Origin of the sequence: Rhodopseudomonas sp. P1, assembly GCF_039642825.1 — a bacterium.
Taxonomy (GTDB): domain Bacteria; phylum Pseudomonadota; class Alphaproteobacteria; order Rhizobiales; family Xanthobacteraceae; genus Rhodopseudomonas; species Rhodopseudomonas palustris_H.
The window spans coordinates 4,852,501-4,870,532 of record NZ_CP088006.1 but is presented as its reverse complement, the minus strand read 5'-3'; the positions used below and the strand labels follow the sequence as shown (position 1 = coordinate 4,870,532).

At 64.2% G+C, this 18,032-nt stretch carries 11 protein-coding genes, 2 tRNA genes, 1 rRNA gene and 1 riboswitch; of the genes, 8 read left to right on the top strand and 6 right to left on the bottom strand.

Annotated elements, in window-relative coordinates:
* Positions 1-15 precede the first annotated feature (15 nt).
* Entirely contained in the window at positions 16-858 is an 843-nt protein-coding gene (locus LRC39_RS22495; RefSeq protein ID WP_346295685.1) for a helix-turn-helix transcriptional regulator, read from the top strand.
* A 147-nt stretch (positions 859-1,005) separates the two neighbouring features.
* Here the strand turns inward: LRC39_RS22495 and LRC39_RS22490 are convergent, their stop codons facing one another.
* The 3 genes from LRC39_RS22490 to LRC39_RS22480 are packed head-to-tail and all read right to left on the bottom strand — an operon-like array spanning position 1,006 to position 3,929.
* Entirely contained in the window at positions 1,006-1,947 is a 942-nt protein-coding gene (locus tag LRC39_RS22490) for a prephenate/arogenate dehydrogenase family protein (protein WP_107356958.1), read from the bottom strand.
* A complete protein-coding gene (gene hisC, locus LRC39_RS22485) occupies positions 1,944-3,041 on the bottom strand; it encodes a histidinol-phosphate transaminase (protein ID WP_107357621.1) in 1,098 nt (365 codons plus the stop codon). The genes LRC39_RS22490 and hisC overlap by 4 nt, the downstream gene beginning before the upstream one ends.
* A gap of 42 nt (positions 3,042-3,083) precedes the next feature.
* Positions 3,084-3,929, bottom strand: coding sequence for a chorismate mutase (locus LRC39_RS22480; RefSeq protein ID WP_346295684.1), 846 nt, complete (start codon positions 3,927-3,929; stop codon positions 3,084-3,086).
* A 170-nt stretch (positions 3,930-4,099) separates the two neighbouring features.
* Positions 4,100-4,179: riboswitch (SAM riboswitch) on the top strand.
* 106 nt (positions 4,180-4,285) lie between these two features.
* Here LRC39_RS22480 and metX point away from each other — a divergent pair.
* From metX to LRC39_RS22465, 3 genes are all read left to right on the top strand, one after another.
* Positions 4,286-5,485 (top strand): homoserine O-acetyltransferase MetX, encoded by a 1,200-nt coding sequence (gene metX / locus LRC39_RS22475; RefSeq protein ID WP_430624911.1) that lies wholly within the window; start codon positions 4,286-4,288, stop codon positions 5,483-5,485.
* A 2-nt stretch (positions 5,486-5,487) separates the two neighbouring features.
* Positions 5,488-6,183 carry a methionine biosynthesis protein MetW gene (gene metW, locus LRC39_RS22470; RefSeq protein ID WP_346295682.1) on the top strand — a complete coding sequence of 232 codons (696 nt, stop codon included), beginning with the start codon at positions 5,488-5,490 and terminating at the stop codon, positions 6,181-6,183.
* 222 nt (positions 6,184-6,405) lie between these two features.
* On the top strand, positions 6,406-7,152 hold the full coding sequence (locus tag LRC39_RS22465; RefSeq protein WP_263989719.1) for a TIGR02594 family protein: 747 nt from the start codon (positions 6,406-6,408) through the stop codon (positions 7,150-7,152).
* 188 nt (positions 7,153-7,340) lie between these two features.
* On the opposite strand, the gene LRC39_RS22460 is transcribed toward LRC39_RS22465, so the two are convergent.
* Positions 7,341-8,129 carry an MOSC domain-containing protein gene (locus tag LRC39_RS22460; protein ID WP_346295681.1) on the bottom strand — a complete coding sequence of 263 codons (789 nt, stop codon included), beginning with the start codon at positions 8,127-8,129 and terminating at the stop codon, positions 7,341-7,343.
* A 225-nt stretch (positions 8,130-8,354) separates the two neighbouring features.
* Here LRC39_RS22460 and clpB point away from each other — a divergent pair, with 225 nt between their 5' ends.
* Entirely contained in the window at positions 8,355-10,994 is a 2,640-nt protein-coding gene (gene clpB / locus LRC39_RS22455) for an ATP-dependent chaperone ClpB (RefSeq protein WP_107356953.1), read from the top strand.
* Positions 10,995-11,144: 150 nt separating this feature from the next.
* Here the strand turns inward: clpB and LRC39_RS22450 are convergent, their stop codons facing one another.
* Entirely contained in the window at positions 11,145-12,773 is a 1,629-nt protein-coding gene (locus LRC39_RS22450) for a hypothetical protein (RefSeq protein ID WP_346295680.1), read from the bottom strand.
* Between the two features lie 145 nt (positions 12,774-12,918).
* Entirely contained in the window at positions 12,919-14,961 is a 2,043-nt protein-coding gene (locus tag LRC39_RS22445; protein WP_205502747.1) for a M23 family metallopeptidase, read from the bottom strand.
* A gap of 949 nt (positions 14,962-15,910) precedes the next feature.
* On the opposite strand from LRC39_RS22445, the gene LRC39_RS22440 reads away from it, so the two are divergent.
* From LRC39_RS22440 to LRC39_RS22430, 3 genes are all read left to right on the top strand, one after another.
* Positions 15,911-17,398 (top strand): 16S ribosomal RNA (locus LRC39_RS22440).
* A gap of 200 nt (positions 17,399-17,598) precedes the next feature.
* A tRNA-Ile gene (locus tag LRC39_RS22435) sits at positions 17,599-17,675 on the top strand.
* Positions 17,676-17,708: 33 nt separating this feature from the next.
* Positions 17,709-17,784 (top strand) — tRNA-Ala (locus LRC39_RS22430).
* The last annotated feature ends 248 nt before the right edge of the window (positions 17,785-18,032 follow it).

The window sequence follows — 18,032 nt, the reverse complement described above, 5'->3', positions numbered from 1 at the left end:
GTTACTGAGAGCGATATGATCGAAAGCCGTCTTGATCGGACACGCGTCGAATTGGCGGATTTCTTGCGCCGGCGACGAGAGAGCCTGTCGCCGCTCGATGTCGGATTGCCGTCGGGCAAACGGCGCCGCACCCCGGGGCTGCGCCGCGAGGAAGTGGCCGCGCTGGCTGGCGTTGGCATCACCTGGTACACATGGCTTGAACAAGGCCGTACCATCAAGGTGTCGGCGGCTTTTCTCGACAACGTCGCGCGTGTTCTGAAACTTGACGAGGTCGAGCGCAGACATTTGTTTCTGCTTGCCCATCAGCGCCCGCCACCAATGGCCGGTCACGCATGGTGCGAACTGTCTCCGTTGGTTCGTCGCCTGCTTGACGATCTGACGCTCCGGCCCGCTTTCATCCTCAACCTGCGCTGGGATGTGATCGGTTGGAACGTCGCGGCACAACAACTATTCGGCTTCGCCGATCGCAATCCATCGGAGCGCAATATGCTCTGGATGTTGTTCGGTGACGACCGCCTGAGCGGTCGCATGCTGGACTGGACGGCGCAGGCGCCACAGGTGCTGGCGAGCTTCAGGCGGGACTTCGCTCAAGCGCCCGAGGATGCCGCCATGCTGAGTCTGGTGGAGAGCCTCGAGGCCGTATCGCCTGCGTTCACGATGTTATGGCGACGACACGACGTTCATGGCAAATGCGAGGGCCGAAGGAGCTTTCTGCTCGACGGGATCGGGCCGGTTACTTTCGATCATTCGTCCTTCATCGTGGACGCGGAGAAGCATCTCCGGCTGGTGTATTACGCCGCTGTCGCCGATCATCCCCGGAGTGTTGCATTCGAGGAGATCGTGGCGACTGCTCCTTGAGCTCGTTGGTCCCGCCGGCGATCCGACTGCCAAAGCGGTGCCGTGCTAACCGTAATCTCGTGGCCAATCCCCTTCGGCGCGGCGCCCATCAGTCCACGACCACTTCGATCTGCAAGAGGCGGACGCGCCGACTTGTTACTCCGCGTCTTACTCCGCCCCTTGGCCGAGCTGCTTGTGCCGCCGCCCGAAGTCTGGGGCGGCTTCGTCCTGACCGATCTGGACGATGCCGCGGCGGATGGCGCGGGTGCGGGTGAAGTGGTCGAACAGCGCGTCGCCGTCGCCGCGGCGGATGGCGCGGGTCAGCTTCGACAGGTCTTCCTGGAATTCGCCGAGCATCTCCAGCACGGCGTCCTTGTTGGTCAGGAACACGTCGCGCCACATCGTCGGATCGGACGCGGCGATGCGGGTGAAATCGCGAAAACCGCCGGCCGAGAACTTCAGCACTTCCGATTGCGTCACGCCTTCGAGTTCTTCGGCGGTCGACACGATCGTGTAGGCGATCAGATGCGGCAGATGGCTGGTCACCGCGAGCACCAAATCGTGGTGTTCGGGCGTCATGATCTCGACATTGGCGCCGAGCGCGCGCCAGAACGCGGCGAGCTTTTCGGTCGCTTCGGCGTTGGTGCCTTCGGGCGGCGTCAGAATGCACCAGCGGTTAATGAACAGCTCGGCGAATCCGGAATCCGGGCCGGAGTTCTCGGTTCCGGCGACCGGATGCGCCGGCACGAAGTGAACGTCCTCCGGCAGGAACGGCGCCATCGCCTTCACGACCGCGGCCTTGACCGAGCCGACGTCGGAGACGATCGCGCCATGCTTCAGATGCGGCGCGATCTCCTTGGCGACATCGCCGCAGGCGCCGACCGGGATGCACAGAATGACGAGATCGGCGCCCTCGGCGGCTTCGGCGTTGCTCTCGACCACGCGGTCGACGATGCCGAGTTCGCGCACCCGCGCCCGGGTCTCTGCCGAGCGCGCGGTGGTGACGATCTCGCCGGCAAGGCCGAGCGACTTCGCTCCACGCGCAATCGAACCGCCGATCAGGCCGAAGCCGATCAGCGCGACTTTGCGAAACATCGGCGCAGAGTTCATGGCTGGCCCATGAACTCGCGCAAGTTTTCCAGCACCAGCGCGTTGGCTTCGTCGGTGCCGATGGTCATGCGCAGCGCATGCGGCAGGCCGTAATTGTTGAGCGCGCGCAGCACCAGGCCACGCTTGGTCAGGAACGCGTCGGCTTCCGCCGCGGTCTTGCCCTTGGTGGTCGGGAAGTGGATCAGCACGAAGTTGCAGACGCTCGGCGTCACCGTCAGCCCGAGCTTCGGCAGCTCTTCGGCCAGGGTGTTGCGCCACTTGTCGGTGTGGGCGCGCGAGCGCTCGACATGGCCGGTGTCCTGGATCGCCGCGACCGCAGCGAGCTGCGCCGGCACCGAGACGTTGAACGGCCCGCGAATGCGGTTGACCGCATCGACGATATTGGCCGGGCCGAACATCCAGCCGACGCGCAGCGCGGCGAGGCCGTGCACCTTGGAGAAGGTGTGGGTCAGCACGGTGTTCTCGGTGGTCGATACCAGTTCGATGCCGAGCTCGTAGTCATTCTTCATCACGTAGTCGGCATAGGCGGCGTCGAGCACCAGCACCACATGGCTGGGCAGGCCGGCGCGCAGCCGCTTGACCTCGTCGAACGGGATGTAGGTGCCGGTCGGATTGTTCGGGTTGGCGAGCCACACCAGCTTGGTGTTCGGCGTCACCGCTGCCAGGATCGCGTCGACGTCGGTGGTCAGGTTCTTCTCGGGCGCGACCACGTTCTTGGCGCCGTTCGCCAGCGTGGCGATCGGATACACCAGGAAGCCGTGCTGGCTCGAAATCGCCTCGTCGCCGGGCGCCAGATAGGTGTGCGCCAGCAAATTGAGGATCTCGTCCGAGCCGGCGCCGCAGACGATGCGGTCGGGATCGAGGCCGTAGGCCTTGCCGATCGCTTCGCGCAGAATCCGCGAGGTGCCTTCCGGATAGTCCTCGAGATGATCCGCCGCGCTCTTATAGGCCGCGATCGCGTGCGGCGACGGGCCGAACGGGGTCTCGTTGGCCGAGAGCTTGAACACCTTGCGGCCGGGTTCGGCCACCGGGCTTTTGCCAGGGGTGTAGGGCGCAATATCGAGGATGCCGGGATTCGGCACGGGACGTGACATCGTCAACTCCGGAAAAATCGTCGGGCGGCTGAGAGCCGGCAATTACGCGGACTTGCCGCTCGGGGGCACCGTATAGCGCCTTGCGTGGCTGCCGACGAGGGCCGACGAACGGAGGGAGGCCCCCGCTGCGATCAGAGCAGCCTTGATCTGATCGAGGCCGCCGGGCGCCGGGATCGACACCAGCAGGGCGGCGCCGTCAAAAGCGGTATCCGGCACCGCCACGACCTCGGCCAGCGGTGACAGTGCCCGGGCGGTATCGGCGCTCCAGCCCGACACCCGGATGCTCCAGGTCTCGACCTCGGTGACCATGGCGCTGTCGGCGACCCGGGACACCACGAAGACCGGCAGCGCGGCCGGGTGGTCGGCGCGCTCGATGAACGGCAGCCGGGCGATGATCTTCGGCGCGCCGTCGGCTTCCAGCGCCAGCCACCACGGATTGTTGCCCGAGGTCGCCGACACCAGCGCCAGGTCGCCCTTGGATTTCGCCACCGCCTCGACCGCCGCCGACGCCGAGAAGTGCGCCACGTAGGGCACCGTGAAGCCGAAATGGAAGCGGGCGGAATCCCGCATCGCCGACTCGCCGAGCGACTGGTCGGCGTGCACCGAGAACGGCGCCTGCACATAGGTAAAAGTCGCGATGATGACCCGCCAGATGCTCTCGACGGTGTCGAGCGGCAGGATGCCGTGGTGCCGCTGCACCAGCCGCCGCATCATGTCGGCCTCGCGCGCCGGGCGGAATGCCGAGCCGACCTCCTGGGTCTGCTTCACGGCGATCAGCCGGTCGATGATCTCGCCGCGCTGCATCAGCAGCTGGTGCACCTGCTCGTCGATGCTGTCGATCTCCTGGCGCAGGTCGGCGAGCGACGGCGGCGAGGGCGGCTTGGTCATTGCTTTTAGAACCTCGGACAGAAACGGGGATCGGCAGTCGCGGCGGTGCCGCGGTGCGTCCTTCTGCTTAAGAAACGGGGGCAGCGAAGGCAAAGGAAACATTGACCCTTTCCGGGCCAGGCTGCGCGGCCGTCGTGTTGACGGCTTTCGGCTTTGCAATTATCGTCCGGACCAGAACTCGTGGTCATTTGAGCCGGCCGGCTTGCAGCCACGTTAAACAACTCGCTAAACAGGCCGGGGACAGTTCCGATCCCGGCCGAACCAATGTTCAGGCCGGGTTTTTTATTCGCCCTGCCGTTCTTATCTGAGGTCGAACCGGGGCATCCCGGGATGTCGAGGCCGTTGGCAGGCGTATGATGAATATCCATTCGGTGAAGGGACAGAAGATCGCCGCCGGCGAGCGGACCCAGGAGGTCGACCACCCGCATTCGCTCATCGCGCAGTTCGGGGCCGACCAGCCGCTGCCGCTGGATTGCGGCATCGAGCTCAGCCCATTCCAGATCGCCTACCAGACCTACGGCACGCTGAACGCCGACAAGAGCAACGCCATCCTGGTCTGCCACGCCCTGACGATGGATCAGCACATCGCCAACGTGCATCCGATTACCGGCAAACCCGGCGGCTGGCTGACCCTGGTCGGCCCCGGCAAGCCGATCGATACCGACCGCTTTTTCGTGATCTGCTCGAACGTGATCGGCGGCTGCATGGGCTCCACCGGCCCCGCCTCCACCAACCCCGCCACCGGCAGGCCCTGGGGGCTGGATTTCCCGGTCATCACCATCCCCGACATGGTGCGCGCCCAGGCGATGCTGATCGACCGGCTCGGCATCGACAAACTGTTCTGCGTCGTCGGCGGCTCGATGGGCGGCATGCAGGTGCTGCAATGGTCGGTGGCGTTCCCGGAGCGGGTGTTCTCGGCGCTGGCGATCGCCTGCGCGACCCGGCACTCGGCGCAGAACATCGCCTTCCACGAGCTCGGCCGCCAGGCGGTGATGGCCGATCCGGATTGGCAGCACGGCCGCTACTTCGAGCACGGCTGTTTCCCGCATCGCGGCCTCGCGGTGGCGCGGATGGCCGCGCACATCACCTACCTGTCGGACGCGGCGCTGCATCGCAAGTTCGGCCGCAAGATGCAGGATCGCGACCTGCCGACGTTTTCGTTCGACGCCGATTTCCAGGTCGAGAGTTACTTGCGCTATCAAGGCTCCTCCTTCGTCGAGCGGTTCGACGCCAACTCGTATCTGTATCTGACCCGTGCGATGGATTACTTCGATATCGCGGCCGACCATGACGGCGTGCTGGCTGCCGCGTTCCGCGGCACGCAAACGCGGTTTTGCGTCGTGTCGTTCACCTCGGACTGGCTGTTTCCGACGTCGGAATCGCGCGCCATCGTGCATGCCCTGAACGCCGGCGGCGCACGGGTTTCGTTCGCCGAGATCGTCACCGACAAGGGCCACGACGCGTTCCTGCTCGACGAGCCGGAGTTCATCGATATCGCGCGCGCTTTCCTGCAATCGGCCGGCACTGCGCGCGGCCTCGGCAAGGCGGAGCACTGATCATGTCGGTGCAGGAAGGTTTGCCGCTGGAAGATAACGCGCGTCCGCAACTGCGCGTGCATCGTGCCGACCATCTGCTGGTCGCCGATATGGTCGAGACCGGCTCGAAGGTGCTCGACGTCGGCTGCGGCGAAGGCGATCTGATGCAGCTCCTCGAATCCCGCGGCGTCGATTGCCGCGGCATCGAGCTGTCGCGCGAGGGCGTCAATCGCTGCGTCGCGCGCGGCCTTGCGGTGGTGCAGGGCGACGCCGACACCGACCTCGATCACTACGTCGACGATGCGTTCGACTACGTGATCCTGTCGCAGACGCTGCAGGCGACGCGGCAGCCGAAAGAGGTGCTGGAGAATCTGCTGCGGATCGGTCGCCGCGCGATCGTGTCGTTTCCGAACTTCGGCTACATCAACATGCGGCTGCAGCTGCTGATCCACGGTCAGATGCCGCGCACCGAGAACCTGCCGGCGACCTGGTACGACACGCCGAACATTCACTTCTGTACGATCAAGGACTTCATCGGGCTGTGCGATGAGATCGGCGTCAAGATGGAGCGCGCGGTGGCGCTCGACCGCTACGGTCGGCCGCTGCGGCTGAATGCGCCGTGGTGGTTCTGGAATATGTTTGGTGAGCAGGGGGTGTTTTTGCTCAGCCGCGCGCAGAAAAAACCGCCGCTGCAGGCCGCCGACTACGTGGCACCTTAGTCGTACTTAATAAGTCGTTAATACGTGCGGTGATCAGTTCACCGCACGCGATACGTGTACAAATGTTGCGTATCATGAAATTTCCTCGAAATTTCCCCTAAAATCTGACTCTCGCTTTCTCAAAGCCATCCTCTCGCCATCCCTGATCGATTAACGCGTCGACCCCGATGTCGGCCCGTGCGGGTCGGCGCGTCTCGAGGAGTTCCGGGAGAGAGAGTCTGTATGGTTGTGTTTTCTGCGTTTGGATTGTTCCGCTTCGTCGCTGCCGCCCTGTCGTTCGTGGCGCTCGCGGCGATCGCCGCTCCCGCATCGGCCAAGCCGCTGCATCGTCACCACGCTCACGCGTCCAGCTATTCGCATCACTCCGCGTCTCGTCACGCGCACCATCATCGTCGCTCGCACGCTTGGCGCCGTCACGGCCGCATCGCGCAGCAGCAGGCGGAGGTCGCGCCGTCGGCTTTCGGTTTCCCCGCTAACGATCCGGCCATGGATGTCTCGGCCGCGATGGCGCAGCCGCAGCTGCAGCCCGCGACGCAGAAGCGCACCAGCCGTCGTCAGCGCCTCGCCGCCCAGCAGCAGGACTTCCAAACGCAGTCGTGGAATGGCGGCGGTACCGGCTCGAGCCTGGTGGAAGCTGCGCGCAGCTACATCGGCAGCGGCAATCCGACCGGCCGTCGTGCGCTGTGGTGTGCGCGGTTCATGAACATGGTGCTTGAGCGCACCGGCCATCAGGGCACCGGTTCGGACATGGCGAGTTCGTTCGCGCGCTACGGCCAGCGCATCTCCGGTCCGCAGGTCGGCGCGATCGCGGTGATGTCGCGCGGCAAGCGCGGCGGCCATGTCGGCGTCGTCAGCGGCATCGATGCGAACGGCAACCCGATCGTGGTGTCTGGCAATCACAGCCACCGCGTCGCCGAGTCGGTGTATTCGAAGAGCCGCATCTACGCCTACGTGATGCCGTCGAGCTGAGGCGAGGAGCTTCCCTCAAGGCACAACGTCATCCGCGGGCTCGACCCGCCTGCGCGGCCGAAGCCGCTTCGGCGCGGCGAAGGCCCGCGGATCCATCGCGCGCGGAGCGCGCCTCTTCGAAGAAGATGGATCGCCGGGTCGAGCCCGGCGATGACCTCAGGGGTGTTGAGCGCGATCCTGCAAGCACGCTACGCGAACAACGCCGCCTGCTCGACCTGCACCGCATCGCCCTGCGCGAGGTCGCCGGCTTCGATCACTTCGGCATAGACCCCGCAATCGGCGTGGCCGAGGTTCTGCTGCAGGGTCTCGGGGATCGCCATGTCGCGGGCGGCGGTCTGCGGGTCGACATTAGTGGCGGCGCAGCGGACGATGCGTTTGACCACCTTGAGCTTGACGTTGCCGATCAGCAGCGTCAGGTCCATCAGGTCGAATTCGTGCCAGGCCGGCCAGCCCTGGACATAGAGGTTGCCGCGGAAGCGCAGCGGATCGACCGGGCGGCCGATCATGGCTTCCAGCGCCGCGACGCTGGCGAGGTTGATGATCGACACCACCTTGCGCGCGACGTCCGAGAAGCTGTGGCCTTGGCCGGCCAGCAGCTTGGGCGGTCCGCGCAGCTCGTCGGCGCAATAGCCGGCGAAGAACCCCTCGATCGCGGCCCGGCCGGGTTCGGTCCGAAGATCGCCGCGGGCCAGTTCGGCGCCGTCGCGGGAGATGCTGAGCTCGCCGGTCGCGGCGTCATAACGGCTGCGCAGGGCGGCGAGCCGCTCGTTGCGCATCAGCATCAGAAACCTGATCTTGGGGAAGTAGCGGGGATTGGCCGGGTCGAACCCGATCGGCCCGTTTTCGATCGCGAACGCCCGGTCGCCGGGCAAGGTCTGGCCGACATCCAGGGCGACGGTGGGTAACGGCTCGGGCGACAAGCCCTTGACCGGATAGCGGTAGATCGAGGCGACGGAGGCGAGTGCAAGGTCTGTCATGGCGGGTCTTTAAGGGATCGCGCCGGCTTCGGCAGCCCACGAAAATGTGAGCCGGGGCCTTCCGTTTGCCGGAACAGATGCCCACATTTCCGTCAAGCCGATGCGGTCCGCACGGTGACGACCGCCCCCGGCTGAGGAATGTCAGCGCGGCCGGCGGAACCCCAATGAAGATGCCGTCGGGCGCGCTTTTCGAAGGCGCCGAGGGCAGGCTGAGGGACCGAACCAATGAACGTAGAAAAATATACCGAACGTGTGCGCGGCTTCATCCAGTCGGCGCAATCGCTGGCGATGCGAGAGGGCCATCAGCAGTTCTCGCCGCTGCACATTCTGAAAGTGCTGCTCGACGATTCCGAAGGGCTGGCGGGCGGTCTGATCGACCGTGCCGGCGGCAATTCGCGTGCGATCCTGAAGGCGACCGAAGAGGCGCTCGGCAAGATGCCGAAGGTGTCCGGCTCGGGCGCCGGCCAGGTCTATCTGGCCCCGGCGACCGCCCGGGCGTTCGACGCCGCCGAGAAGGCCGCCGAGAAGGCGGGCGACAGCTTCGTCACCGTCGAGCGGCTGCTGCTTGCGCTGTCGCTGGATAAAGACAGCGAGGCCGGCCAGCTGCTCACCAAGGGCGGTGTCACCCCGCAGAACCTCAACGCAGCCATCAACGCCCTGCGCAAGGGCCGTACCGCGGATTCGGCGACGGCCGAAAACGCCTATGACGCGCTGAAGAAATACGCCCGCGATCTGACCCAGGCGGCGCGCGACGGCAAGCTCGACCCGGTGATCGGCCGTGACGAGGAGATTCGCCGCACCATCCAGGTTCTGTCGCGGCGTACCAAGAACAACCCCGTGCTGATCGGCGAACCCGGCGTCGGTAAGACCGCGATCGTAGAGGGCCTGGCGCTGCGCATCCTCAACGGCGACGTGCCGGAGAGCCTGAAGGACAAGAAGCTGCTCGCGCTCGACATGGGCGCGTTGATTGCGGGTGCGAAATATCGCGGCGAGTTCGAGGAGCGGCTGAAGGCCGTGCTCACCGAGGTCACTGCGGCCGAGGGCGGCATCATCCTGTTCATCGACGAGATGCACACCCTGGTCGGCGCGGGCAAGGCGGACGGCGCGATGGACGCGTCGAACCTGCTGAAGCCCGCGCTGGCGCGCGGCGAACTGCACTGCATCGGCGCCACCACGCTCGACGAGTATCGCAAGCACGTCGAAAAGGACGCCGCTTTGGCGCGGCGCTTCCAGCCGGTGTTCGTCACCGAGCCGACGGTCGAGGACACCATCTCGATCCTGCGCGGCCTGAAGGACAAGTACGAGCAGCACCACGGCGTGCGCATCGCCGACTCGGCGATCGTGGCGTCGGCCACGCTGTCGAACCGCTACATCACCGACCGCTTCCTGCCCGACAAGGCGATCGACCTGATGGACGAGGCCGCGGCGCGGTTGAAGATGCAGGTCGACTCCAAGCCCGAAGAGCTCGACTCGATGGACCGCGAAATCGTGCGGCTCAAGATCGAGCAGGAGGCGCTGAAGAAGGAAAGCGATCCGGGCTCCAAGGCGCGCCTGGTGACGCTGGAGAAGGAGCTTGCCGATCTCGAAGAGAAGTCGGCGGCGCTGACCCAGCGCTGGAGTGCCGAGAAGAACAAGCTGTCGGACGCTCAGAAGCTGAAGAGCGAACTCGACGCTCTGCGGATCGAGCTCGCCAACGCGCAGCGCCGCGGCGAGTATCAGCGCGCAGGCGAGCTCGCCTATGGTCGGATTCCGGAGCTCGAGAAGAAGATCGCCGAGATCGAAGCCAACGAGAACTCCGGCGCGATGGTGGAGGAGGCGGTCACCGCCAACCACATTGCTCAGGTGGTGTCGCGTTGGACCGGCGTGCCGGTCGACAAGATGCTCGAAGGCGAGAAGGAAAAGCTGCTGCGGATGGAAGAGCAGCTCGGCCAGCGCGTGGTCGGGCAGTTCGAAGCCGTGCACGCGGTCTCGACCGCGGTCCGCCGCGCGCGGGCCGGCCTGCAGGACCCGAACCGGCCGATGGGCTCGTTCATGTTCTTGGGTCCGACCGGCGTCGGCAAGACCGAGCTGACCAAAGCGCTCGCCGAATATCTGTTCGACGATGAGACCGCGATGGTCCGCATCGACATGTCGGAGTTCATGGAGAAGCACTCCGTGGCCCGGCTGATCGGCGCACCTCCCGGCTATGTCGGCTACGACGAAGGCGGCGTGCTGACCGAAGCGGTGCGGCGCCGGCCGTATCAGGTGATCCTGTTCGACGAGATCGAAAAGGCGCATCCGGACGTGTTCAACGTGCTGCTGCAGGTGCTCGATGACGGCCGCCTGACCGATGGTCAGGGCCGCACCGTGGACTTCCGCAACACGCTGATCGTGATGACCTCGAATCTCGGCTCGGAGTATCTGGTCGCCCAAGCGGAGGGCGAGGACACCGGCGCGGTGCGCGAGCAGGTGATGGGAATGGTGCGGGCGCACTTCCGCCCCGAATTCCTCAACCGCGTCGACGAGATCATCCTGTTCCACCGATTGCAGAAGAGCGAGATGGGCCGGATCGTCGACATCCAGTTCGCGCGGCTCACCAAGCTGCTCGAGGACCGCAAGATCGTGCTCGATCTCGATGCTGCGGCCCGCGACTGGCTGGCCGAGAAGGGCTGGGATCCGGCTTACGGCGCCCGCCCCTTGAAGCGGGTGATCCAGCGCAGTGTGCAGGACCCGCTCGCCGAGATGATCCTCGAAGGCACCGTCAAGGACGGCGACCACGTCGCGATCTCGGCCGAAGGCGGCGTGCTGACCTTCAACGGCAAGCCGCCGCACAGCGCGGACATCGAGCCGTTCACCGGAAGGCCGCCGAAGCGGATGCTGAACTGACGCGCGTCGTCATTGCGAGCGCAGCGAAGCAATCCAGAGGCTCCGTGGACCGAGCCTGGATTGCTTCGTCGCTTCGCTCCTCGCAATGACAGGATGAGAAGTTGACGACGTGCTCCGCAGTGATCGCTGCGGAGCACGTCGCGTTTCGGCCTACTTCTTTTCGATCTTGTAGATCGCGTTCTCGATGTCCGACGACACGTAGATCGTGCCGCCGGCACCGACACCAACTCCGGTCGGCATGTTGGTCGGCGGCAGGCCGGGCGCGCCCACGAGGCCGATCGGCAGATTGCCGGCGATTTCGGTGACGCTGCCGCTGGCTGGATCGACTTCGACGACGCGCTTGGCGCCGACTTCGGCGACGATCAGCTTGCCGGATGGCGTCAGCGCAATCCCTTCCGGCATCTTCAGGTCCTTGGCGACGACGGTCTTGGCGCCGGTCGCCGGGTCGATCTTACTGATCTGGCCGGCAAACGCTTCGCTGACATACACCGCGTTGTCCTTGCCGAGCACCAGGCCGACCGGACCAGCCAGATCGGTGGCGATCGCCTTGCGGTCCTTGCCGTGCTCGCCGGAGACTTCGACGAGCGACTTGGTGCCGAGTTCGGCAACCAGCAGCTTGCCGTCGCCGAGCCGGATCGCGTCGTAAGGCGCCTTGAAGCCATGCAGCATGTCGCGGCTCTGACCGGTCTTGCGGTCGATCGTCTGCACCGTGCCGGTGAACCAGCTCGACAGGATCACCTCGTCGCCCTTGGCGGTGGCGCTCATCGGATATTCGAGCGTGGTGCCGTCAGCGTGCATCCGCGCCACTTCGCGCACGTCGCCGCTGGCGCCGTCGACGGTGCGATAGGCGAAGACGTCGGCGACATAGATGGTGTCCTTGCCGCCGTCGGACACGACGCCGATGCCGCCGGGAAATGCCAGCTTGCCGATGATCACCTGCTTGGCCGCGCCGGTTGCGGGATCGACTTCCTGGATGCCGTTGTCGGCCATATTGGAGACGTAGATGCGGTCATTGGCATCGATCGCGAGATTGTCGAGCGACGGTTTGAGCTGCGCCACCATCTGTTTGGCGCCGGTCTTCGGATCGATCTTGACGAGCTGACCCTGCGCCGTATCGAGCGCCCACAGATTGCCCTTGGAGTCGAAATTCGCGGCTGCCGGCACCTTGAAGCCGTCGGCAACGACGCTGAGCTCGCCTTTGTCGACGTCGACCTTGACGATCTGCCCCTTGAACCACAGCGGGCCGTACAGCTTGTCGTCGGGGCCGAACTCGAAGCCGTTCAGACCGCCCATCTTCTCCATGATCTTGCGTGGCGGCTTGGCGCCCTCGACGTCGATCTCGTACAGCGCGTCGCCGAGAAACACCTGGGTCGCATAAAGCCGCCCGTCCTTGCGGAAGGCCAGCGAGTTGATGCCGGGCAGGCCGGAGGCGAGCTTCTTGATCGGGCCGTCGCCGTTGCGTGCATAGAGATCGCCGGTGAGGAAGCCGGTCCACGCCATCGTGCCGTCCGGCGCGATCGCGATATCGTCGGCCATGCCTTCCGGCGTTGGCACCGCGATCTTGGCCGTGCCGGCGGCGCGATCGACCTCATACAGCGCCGCGCCGGCGACGCTGCCGGCGAACAGTTTGCCGGCCTTGTCGACCGCAAGGCCGTGCACGCCGTGAAACGCCGAGCCCGGGACCAGCTTGGTCACCTGATAGCTGTCGGCGTGTGCTGCGGACAGCATCAGCAGGCCGATCGTCAACGCGCTCGCGCCGCGCGCAAGTTTGCCCTTCATTGCATTCCCTCCGAGATCTTCTCGTTGTTATGGCGAGAGTATTCGGCGGGGCTAGGAAGTTGGCAAATGGAATCGAAGCCGCGCTGCAGCAGATTCCTCGCCGCGGAATGCTGCGCGGCGGGACAGGCTTCGAACTAAGCGAGGATCAGCGCCGCGCTTGCGCGGTGGAGGAGGTGCGAACCGGGGCCGAGGCGGTGAGATCTTCCGCCAGTCGTCCGCCGCCGCGGCCGGTCATCATCGCGTCGAGCCGGTCGCGTTCCTTCTCGAAGCCGGCGAGCATCGGGCCTTCGAGCGACCGGCCGCGCGGCAGGCGCACGCGCATCGGATCGACGAAGCGACCGTTGACGATGATTTCGTAGTGGACGTGTGCGCCGGTCGACAGGCCGGTCGAACCGACGAAGCCGATCACCTGGCCCTGGCGCACGCGCTTGCCGGGCTCCATGCCCTTGGCGAATGCCGACATATGGCCGTAGGCGGTCTCGTAGCCGTTGGCGTGTTTGATACGGATGTACTTGCCGTAACCGCCTTCCCAGCCGGACTTTTCGACCACGCCGTTGCCCGAGGCGAAGATCGGCGTGCCGTAGGGCGTCGACCAGTCGACGCCGGTGTGCATCTTGACGTAGCCGAGGATCGGATGGCGGCGGGCGCCGAAGCCGGAGCGCATGATCGCCTGGTTGACCGGCTTGCGGACCAGGAACTTCTTCGCGCTCTTGCCGGTCTCGTCGTAGAAATCGACCGCGGCGTCGTCGGGGGTCTGGAAGCGGTAGTACTTCTTGGTTTCGCCGCCGACGGTGAGGGAGGCGAACAGCACGTCGTTCTTTTCGACCGTGGAAGTGGTTTCGTCGTCGCCGGCGTAGAATACTTCGAACGAGTCGCCGGCCTGGACTTTGCGCTGGAAATCGACGTCGTAGGAGTAGATCCGGATCATGTCGTCGATCACCGACTGCGGCACCTTGTTGCGGAGCGCGGTCTCGTAGATCGACTGATACAGCCGGACGCCGGTGCCGTCGTCCTCGTCCTCATCGCTGTTGTCGGCGGTGTCGCTGACGGTGTTGAGGCTCTGAACGTCGACGGCGACGTAGCGGCCGAGATCGGAGAGCGCTGCGACCGCTTCGACCGCGGAGTCGTTGGCGACGATTACGCGGAACGGTTGGGGCGCTTTGCCGGGGCCTGACGATTCCATCAGGATGCGTAGTTTCTGGCCTTCCTTCAGGCCGCCGTCGCGACCGCGCGCGCCGAGCGCAGCGGCGACCGCACGGGCATCTTCTTCAGCGGCACCCTGATCGCGCAGCACCGAGACGACGCTGTCGCCCTTCTTGACGATGTGAGTCCGTTCACCGGTCGGATTGCCGCCGGTGACCTGCTCCTTGGTCTTCGGCAGCAGTGTCACGTTTTCCGGGATGATCCGGGTTTCGAAGCCGGCGTAAGGATCGGCGGATGGACCTTCGGGGGCGTAAGCGAGTTTCACGTCACCGCCGAAATCGCCGGCGGCGCTGGCGTAACGAACGCCGCTGTTGCCCTTCCAGTTCGCGGCGTCGCGCACGCGCATCAGGATTTCATCGGGTGCGATCTGGCCGGCGATCTTGGCGCGCGGCAGCACGGTGCCGAGATCGCGGGTGACGAAGGAGACTTCGGCGTCGGGCTCGACCGCGTCGGGATTCTGCGCATCTTCGGCGCTTTGCGCCGGGGCGCCGACGTCGCTCAGCATGCGCTGGGCATTGAAGGCGGGAATCTTGGCGGACAGATCGCTGGTGGTCAGCGACAGGTTGCCGGAAATCTTGACGAAGGGGCGGACCCGGACGACATCGCGCTGGCCGACCCGCGATACTGTGGAGACCCGGATCACGCTGCGGGCCAGTGCGGCTTCGCTCGGCGGCGGCAGGCGGTCGCTCTTATGCAGGGCGGCGGTCTTGTCGGCTCCGAACGCGCCGCGGAGGGCGGCCTGAACCAGTTCGGGAGCTTTGGCGAAGGTCGTCTCGCCGTCGAGCGAGGCGAAGACCGCGCCGCCAATCAGCGCGGCACCACAGAGACCGGTCAGGATCGTGCCGCTGAACCACTGCACCGATACGCGTCGGCGATCGATGACTGCGGCCTCGGAGCCGTCGACGGAAAGCGGCGGCTCGTGACCAAGGTCGATATAGCCGACCTCGCGCCCGGTGCTGCGCCCGCGTGACACCCTTTGGCTCAATCCGTCGTCCCCCGATTTCGCAATCGGCCACGCTCGCGGCCGGTCGGCTAGTCTGAACGATCAGGCCATCGGCCGATCCAACGTCCCCGTTCCGCGCCCGCGGACCGGAGCCTTCTACCTGATTGCCGCCGGCTTGTCCGCCTCTGACGGCGTACGCCAACAGTCACAGGTCTGACACTTGTCACGGGCAGCCAAAGTGCTGGCGCCGGCGATTTGCGTCAATCGAAAGCGGCAATTGCCGCATTTGCTGCTCCAAGACGGCTGTCTTCACCCGAAGGAGCCGCGCTGAGGCCCAAAGACCCCGTCCGCCGACCCGGAGAGCCGAACAGTTCTTTTCGATCTGCCTGGGGAGAACGCCTCCGGAATGTGGCCTGAGTGCGGCGTTGGGGACGAGAAAGCCTTGGGAAAACTACAGAAATTGAATCATCCCAACCTGCACGACATTTTTCTGACGAGGCCGTTGACAGCTCCAAGGGGGCGGGCCTATAAGACGGCCACTGAGCGCGGCGCCGCTGAGCCCTTCGGGCCCCAGCGAGCTTCCGTGCCTCTGGAACATCCATCGAATTCGATGAGTGCAACAGCAGCCGATAGTTGTCGGTTGCCATTCGCCGTCGGTCTGGATTTCCAAGCTCCTATTAAGTGTAGGAGTTGAAGTCTCGAAGGTCTTCGTGACCTCAGGCTTCGTTGAGATCTTCGGATCTCGGGCTGTTTGACAAGTGAAGAAGAAGAAAGAGAAACGTGGACGGCGAAGTCCTTGCGGGTCTCGGTTTTGGGAAGCTTCGGCTTTCTGGGGTTGGGGCCGGACGAAAGACTTCGGCGGTACACGTTTTCAAGGAAACACCATGTTCGCGAGCGCTGTGAAGCGCTGCGACGAACTGGCGATCTTCGGATTGCTGGTGATGGTGGGACCTCGTCAAACGTTGTGATCAGCCGGTTCAAAGTTCAAGTCCAACTTGAGAGTTTGATCCTGGCTCAGAGCGAACGCTGGCGGCAGGCTTAACACATGCAAGTCGAACGGGCGTAGCAATACGTCAGTGGCAGACGGGTGAGTAACGCGTGGGAACGTACCTTTTGGTTCGGAACAACACAGGGAAACTTGTGCTAATACCGGATAAGCCCTTACGGGGAAAGATTTATCGCCGAAAGATCGGCCCGCGTCTGATTAGCTAGTTGGTGAGGTAATGGCTCACCAAGGCGACGATCAGTAGCTGGTCTGAGAGGATGATCAGCCACATTGGGACTGAGACACGGCCCAAACTCCTACGGGAGGCAGCAGTGGGGAATATTGGACAATGGGCGAAAGCCTGATCCAGCCATGCCGCGTGAGTGATGAAGGCCCTAGGGTTGTAAAGCTCTTTTGTGCGGGAAGATAATGACGGTACCGCAAGAATAAGCCCCGGCTAACTTCGTGCCAGCAGCCGCGGTAATACGAAGGGGGCTAGCGTTGCTCGGAATCACTGGGCGTAAAGGGTGCGTAGGCGGGTTTCTAAGTCAGAGGTGAAAGCCTGGAGCTCAACTCCAGAACTGCCTTTGATACTGGAAGTCTTGAGTATGGCAGAGGTGAGTGGAACTGCGAGTGTAGAGGTGAAATTCGTAGATATTCGCAAGAACACCAGTGGCGAAGGCGGCTCACTGGGCCATTACTGACGCTGAGGCACGAAAGCGTGGGGAGCAAACAGGATTAGATACCCTGGTAGTCCACGCCGTAAACGATGAATGCCAGCCGTTAGTGGGTTTACTCACTAGTGGCGCAGCTAACGCTTTAAGCATTCCGCCTGGGGAGTACGGTCGCAAGATTAAAACTCAAAGGAATTGACGGGGGCCCGCACAAGCGGTGGAGCATGTGGTTTAATTCGACGCAACGCGCAGAACCTTACCAGCCCTTGACATGTCCAGGACCGGTCGCAGAGACGTGACCTTCTCTTCGGAGCCTGGAGCACAGGTGCTGCATGGCTGTCGTCAGCTCGTGTCGTGAGATGTTGGGTTAAGTCCCGCAACGAGCGCAACCCCCGTCCTTAGTTGCTACCATTTAGTTGAGCACTCTAAGGAGACTGCCGGTGATAAGCCGCGAGGAAGGTGGGGATGACGTCAAGTCCTCATGGCCCTTACGGGCTGGGCTACACACGTGCTACAATGGCGGTGACAATGGGAAGCTAAGGGGTGACCCTTCGCAAATCTCAAAAAGCCGTCTCAGTTCGGATTGGGCTCTGCAACTCGAGCCCATGAAGTTGGAATCGCTAGTAATCGTGGATCAGCATGCCACGGTGAATACGTTCCCGGGCCTTGTACACACCGCCCGTCACACCATGGGAGTTGGCTTTACCTGAAGACGGTGCGCTAACCCGCAAGGGGGCAGCCGGCCACGGTAGGGTCAGCGACTGGGGTGAAGTCGTAACAAGGTAGCCGTAGGGGAACCTGCGGCTGGATCACCTCCTTTCTAAGGATGGGTCTTCAACAGCTTGCTGTTATCGACCTGTTTTAGAAACATCAGAGGCTCTAAGTCATACGAGCCTCATTGGCGGGATTTCGCCGTCTTCGTTTCTCTTTCTTCGCGGACGAACACGCGCCTGGGGTGCGCGCAAGTCGATCGGCCTGGCGCCAGCCGGCCGGTGGTTTGCTTGCGGCCTCTCGTGCTGAGGGCTTGTAGCTCAGTTGGTTAGAGCGCGCGCTTGATAAGCGTGAGGTCGGAAGTTCAAGTCTTCCCAGGCCCACCATTTTGTCGAGCGCTGCATTCGTCTTCTGGTTACGGGGCCATAGCTCAGCTGGGAGAGCGCGTGCTTTGCAAGCATGAGGTCGTCGGTTCGATCCCGTCTGGCTCCACCAGCCTTCGCTGGCGGGACGCCAGTTACGGCTCGGCTGGCCTTCGAAGGCTGCCGCGGCGAAGCTCTTTGGAGCGTAGCCGGGCTGATCGCCATGACCATGCTCGCGCCTCGTTGCTGTCATCCGGACAGCGACGATGGCTCATCGTCCGCAACTTGTATTCGCCGGCTTTGCGCAATGCGCAGCCTGGCGGGTTTTCTGACATCGTGAAGAGGAGATCGATCCGGGTTCGGGTCTTGTAGAGCAATCTG

Excerpts from the sequence above, each read along its gene's own strand:
- LRC39_RS22495 (WP_346295685.1), top strand. The coding sequence starts at position 16 with ATGATCGAAAGCCGTCTTGATCGGACACGCGTCGAATTGGCGGATTTC.
- LRC39_RS22490 (WP_107356958.1), bottom strand. The coding sequence starts at position 1,947 with ATGAACTCTGCGCCGATGTTTCGCAAAGTCGCGCTGATCGGCTTCGGC.
- LRC39_RS22460 (WP_346295681.1), bottom strand. The coding sequence starts at position 8,129 with ATGACAGACCTTGCACTCGCCTCCGTCGCCTCGATCTACCGCTATCCG.
- LRC39_RS22465 (WP_263989719.1), top strand. The coding sequence starts at position 6,406 with ATGGTTGTGTTTTCTGCGTTTGGATTGTTCCGCTTCGTCGCTGCCGCC.
- clpB (WP_107356953.1), top strand. The coding sequence starts at position 8,355 with ATGAACGTAGAAAAATATACCGAACGTGTGCGCGGCTTCATCCAGTCG.
- metX (WP_430624911.1), top strand. The coding sequence starts at position 4,286 with ATGAATATCCATTCGGTGAAGGGACAGAAGATCGCCGCCGGCGAGCGG.
- LRC39_RS22480 (WP_346295684.1), bottom strand. The coding sequence starts at position 3,929 with ATGACCAAGCCGCCCTCGCCGCCGTCGCTCGCCGACCTGCGCCAGGAG.
- hisC (WP_107357621.1), bottom strand. The coding sequence starts at position 3,041 with ATGTCACGTCCCGTGCCGAATCCCGGCATCCTCGATATTGCGCCCTAC.
- metW (WP_346295682.1), top strand. The coding sequence starts at position 5,488 with ATGTCGGTGCAGGAAGGTTTGCCGCTGGAAGATAACGCGCGTCCGCAA.
- LRC39_RS22450 (WP_346295680.1), bottom strand. The coding sequence starts at position 12,773 with ATGAAGGGCAAACTTGCGCGCGGCGCGAGCGCGTTGACGATCGGCCTG.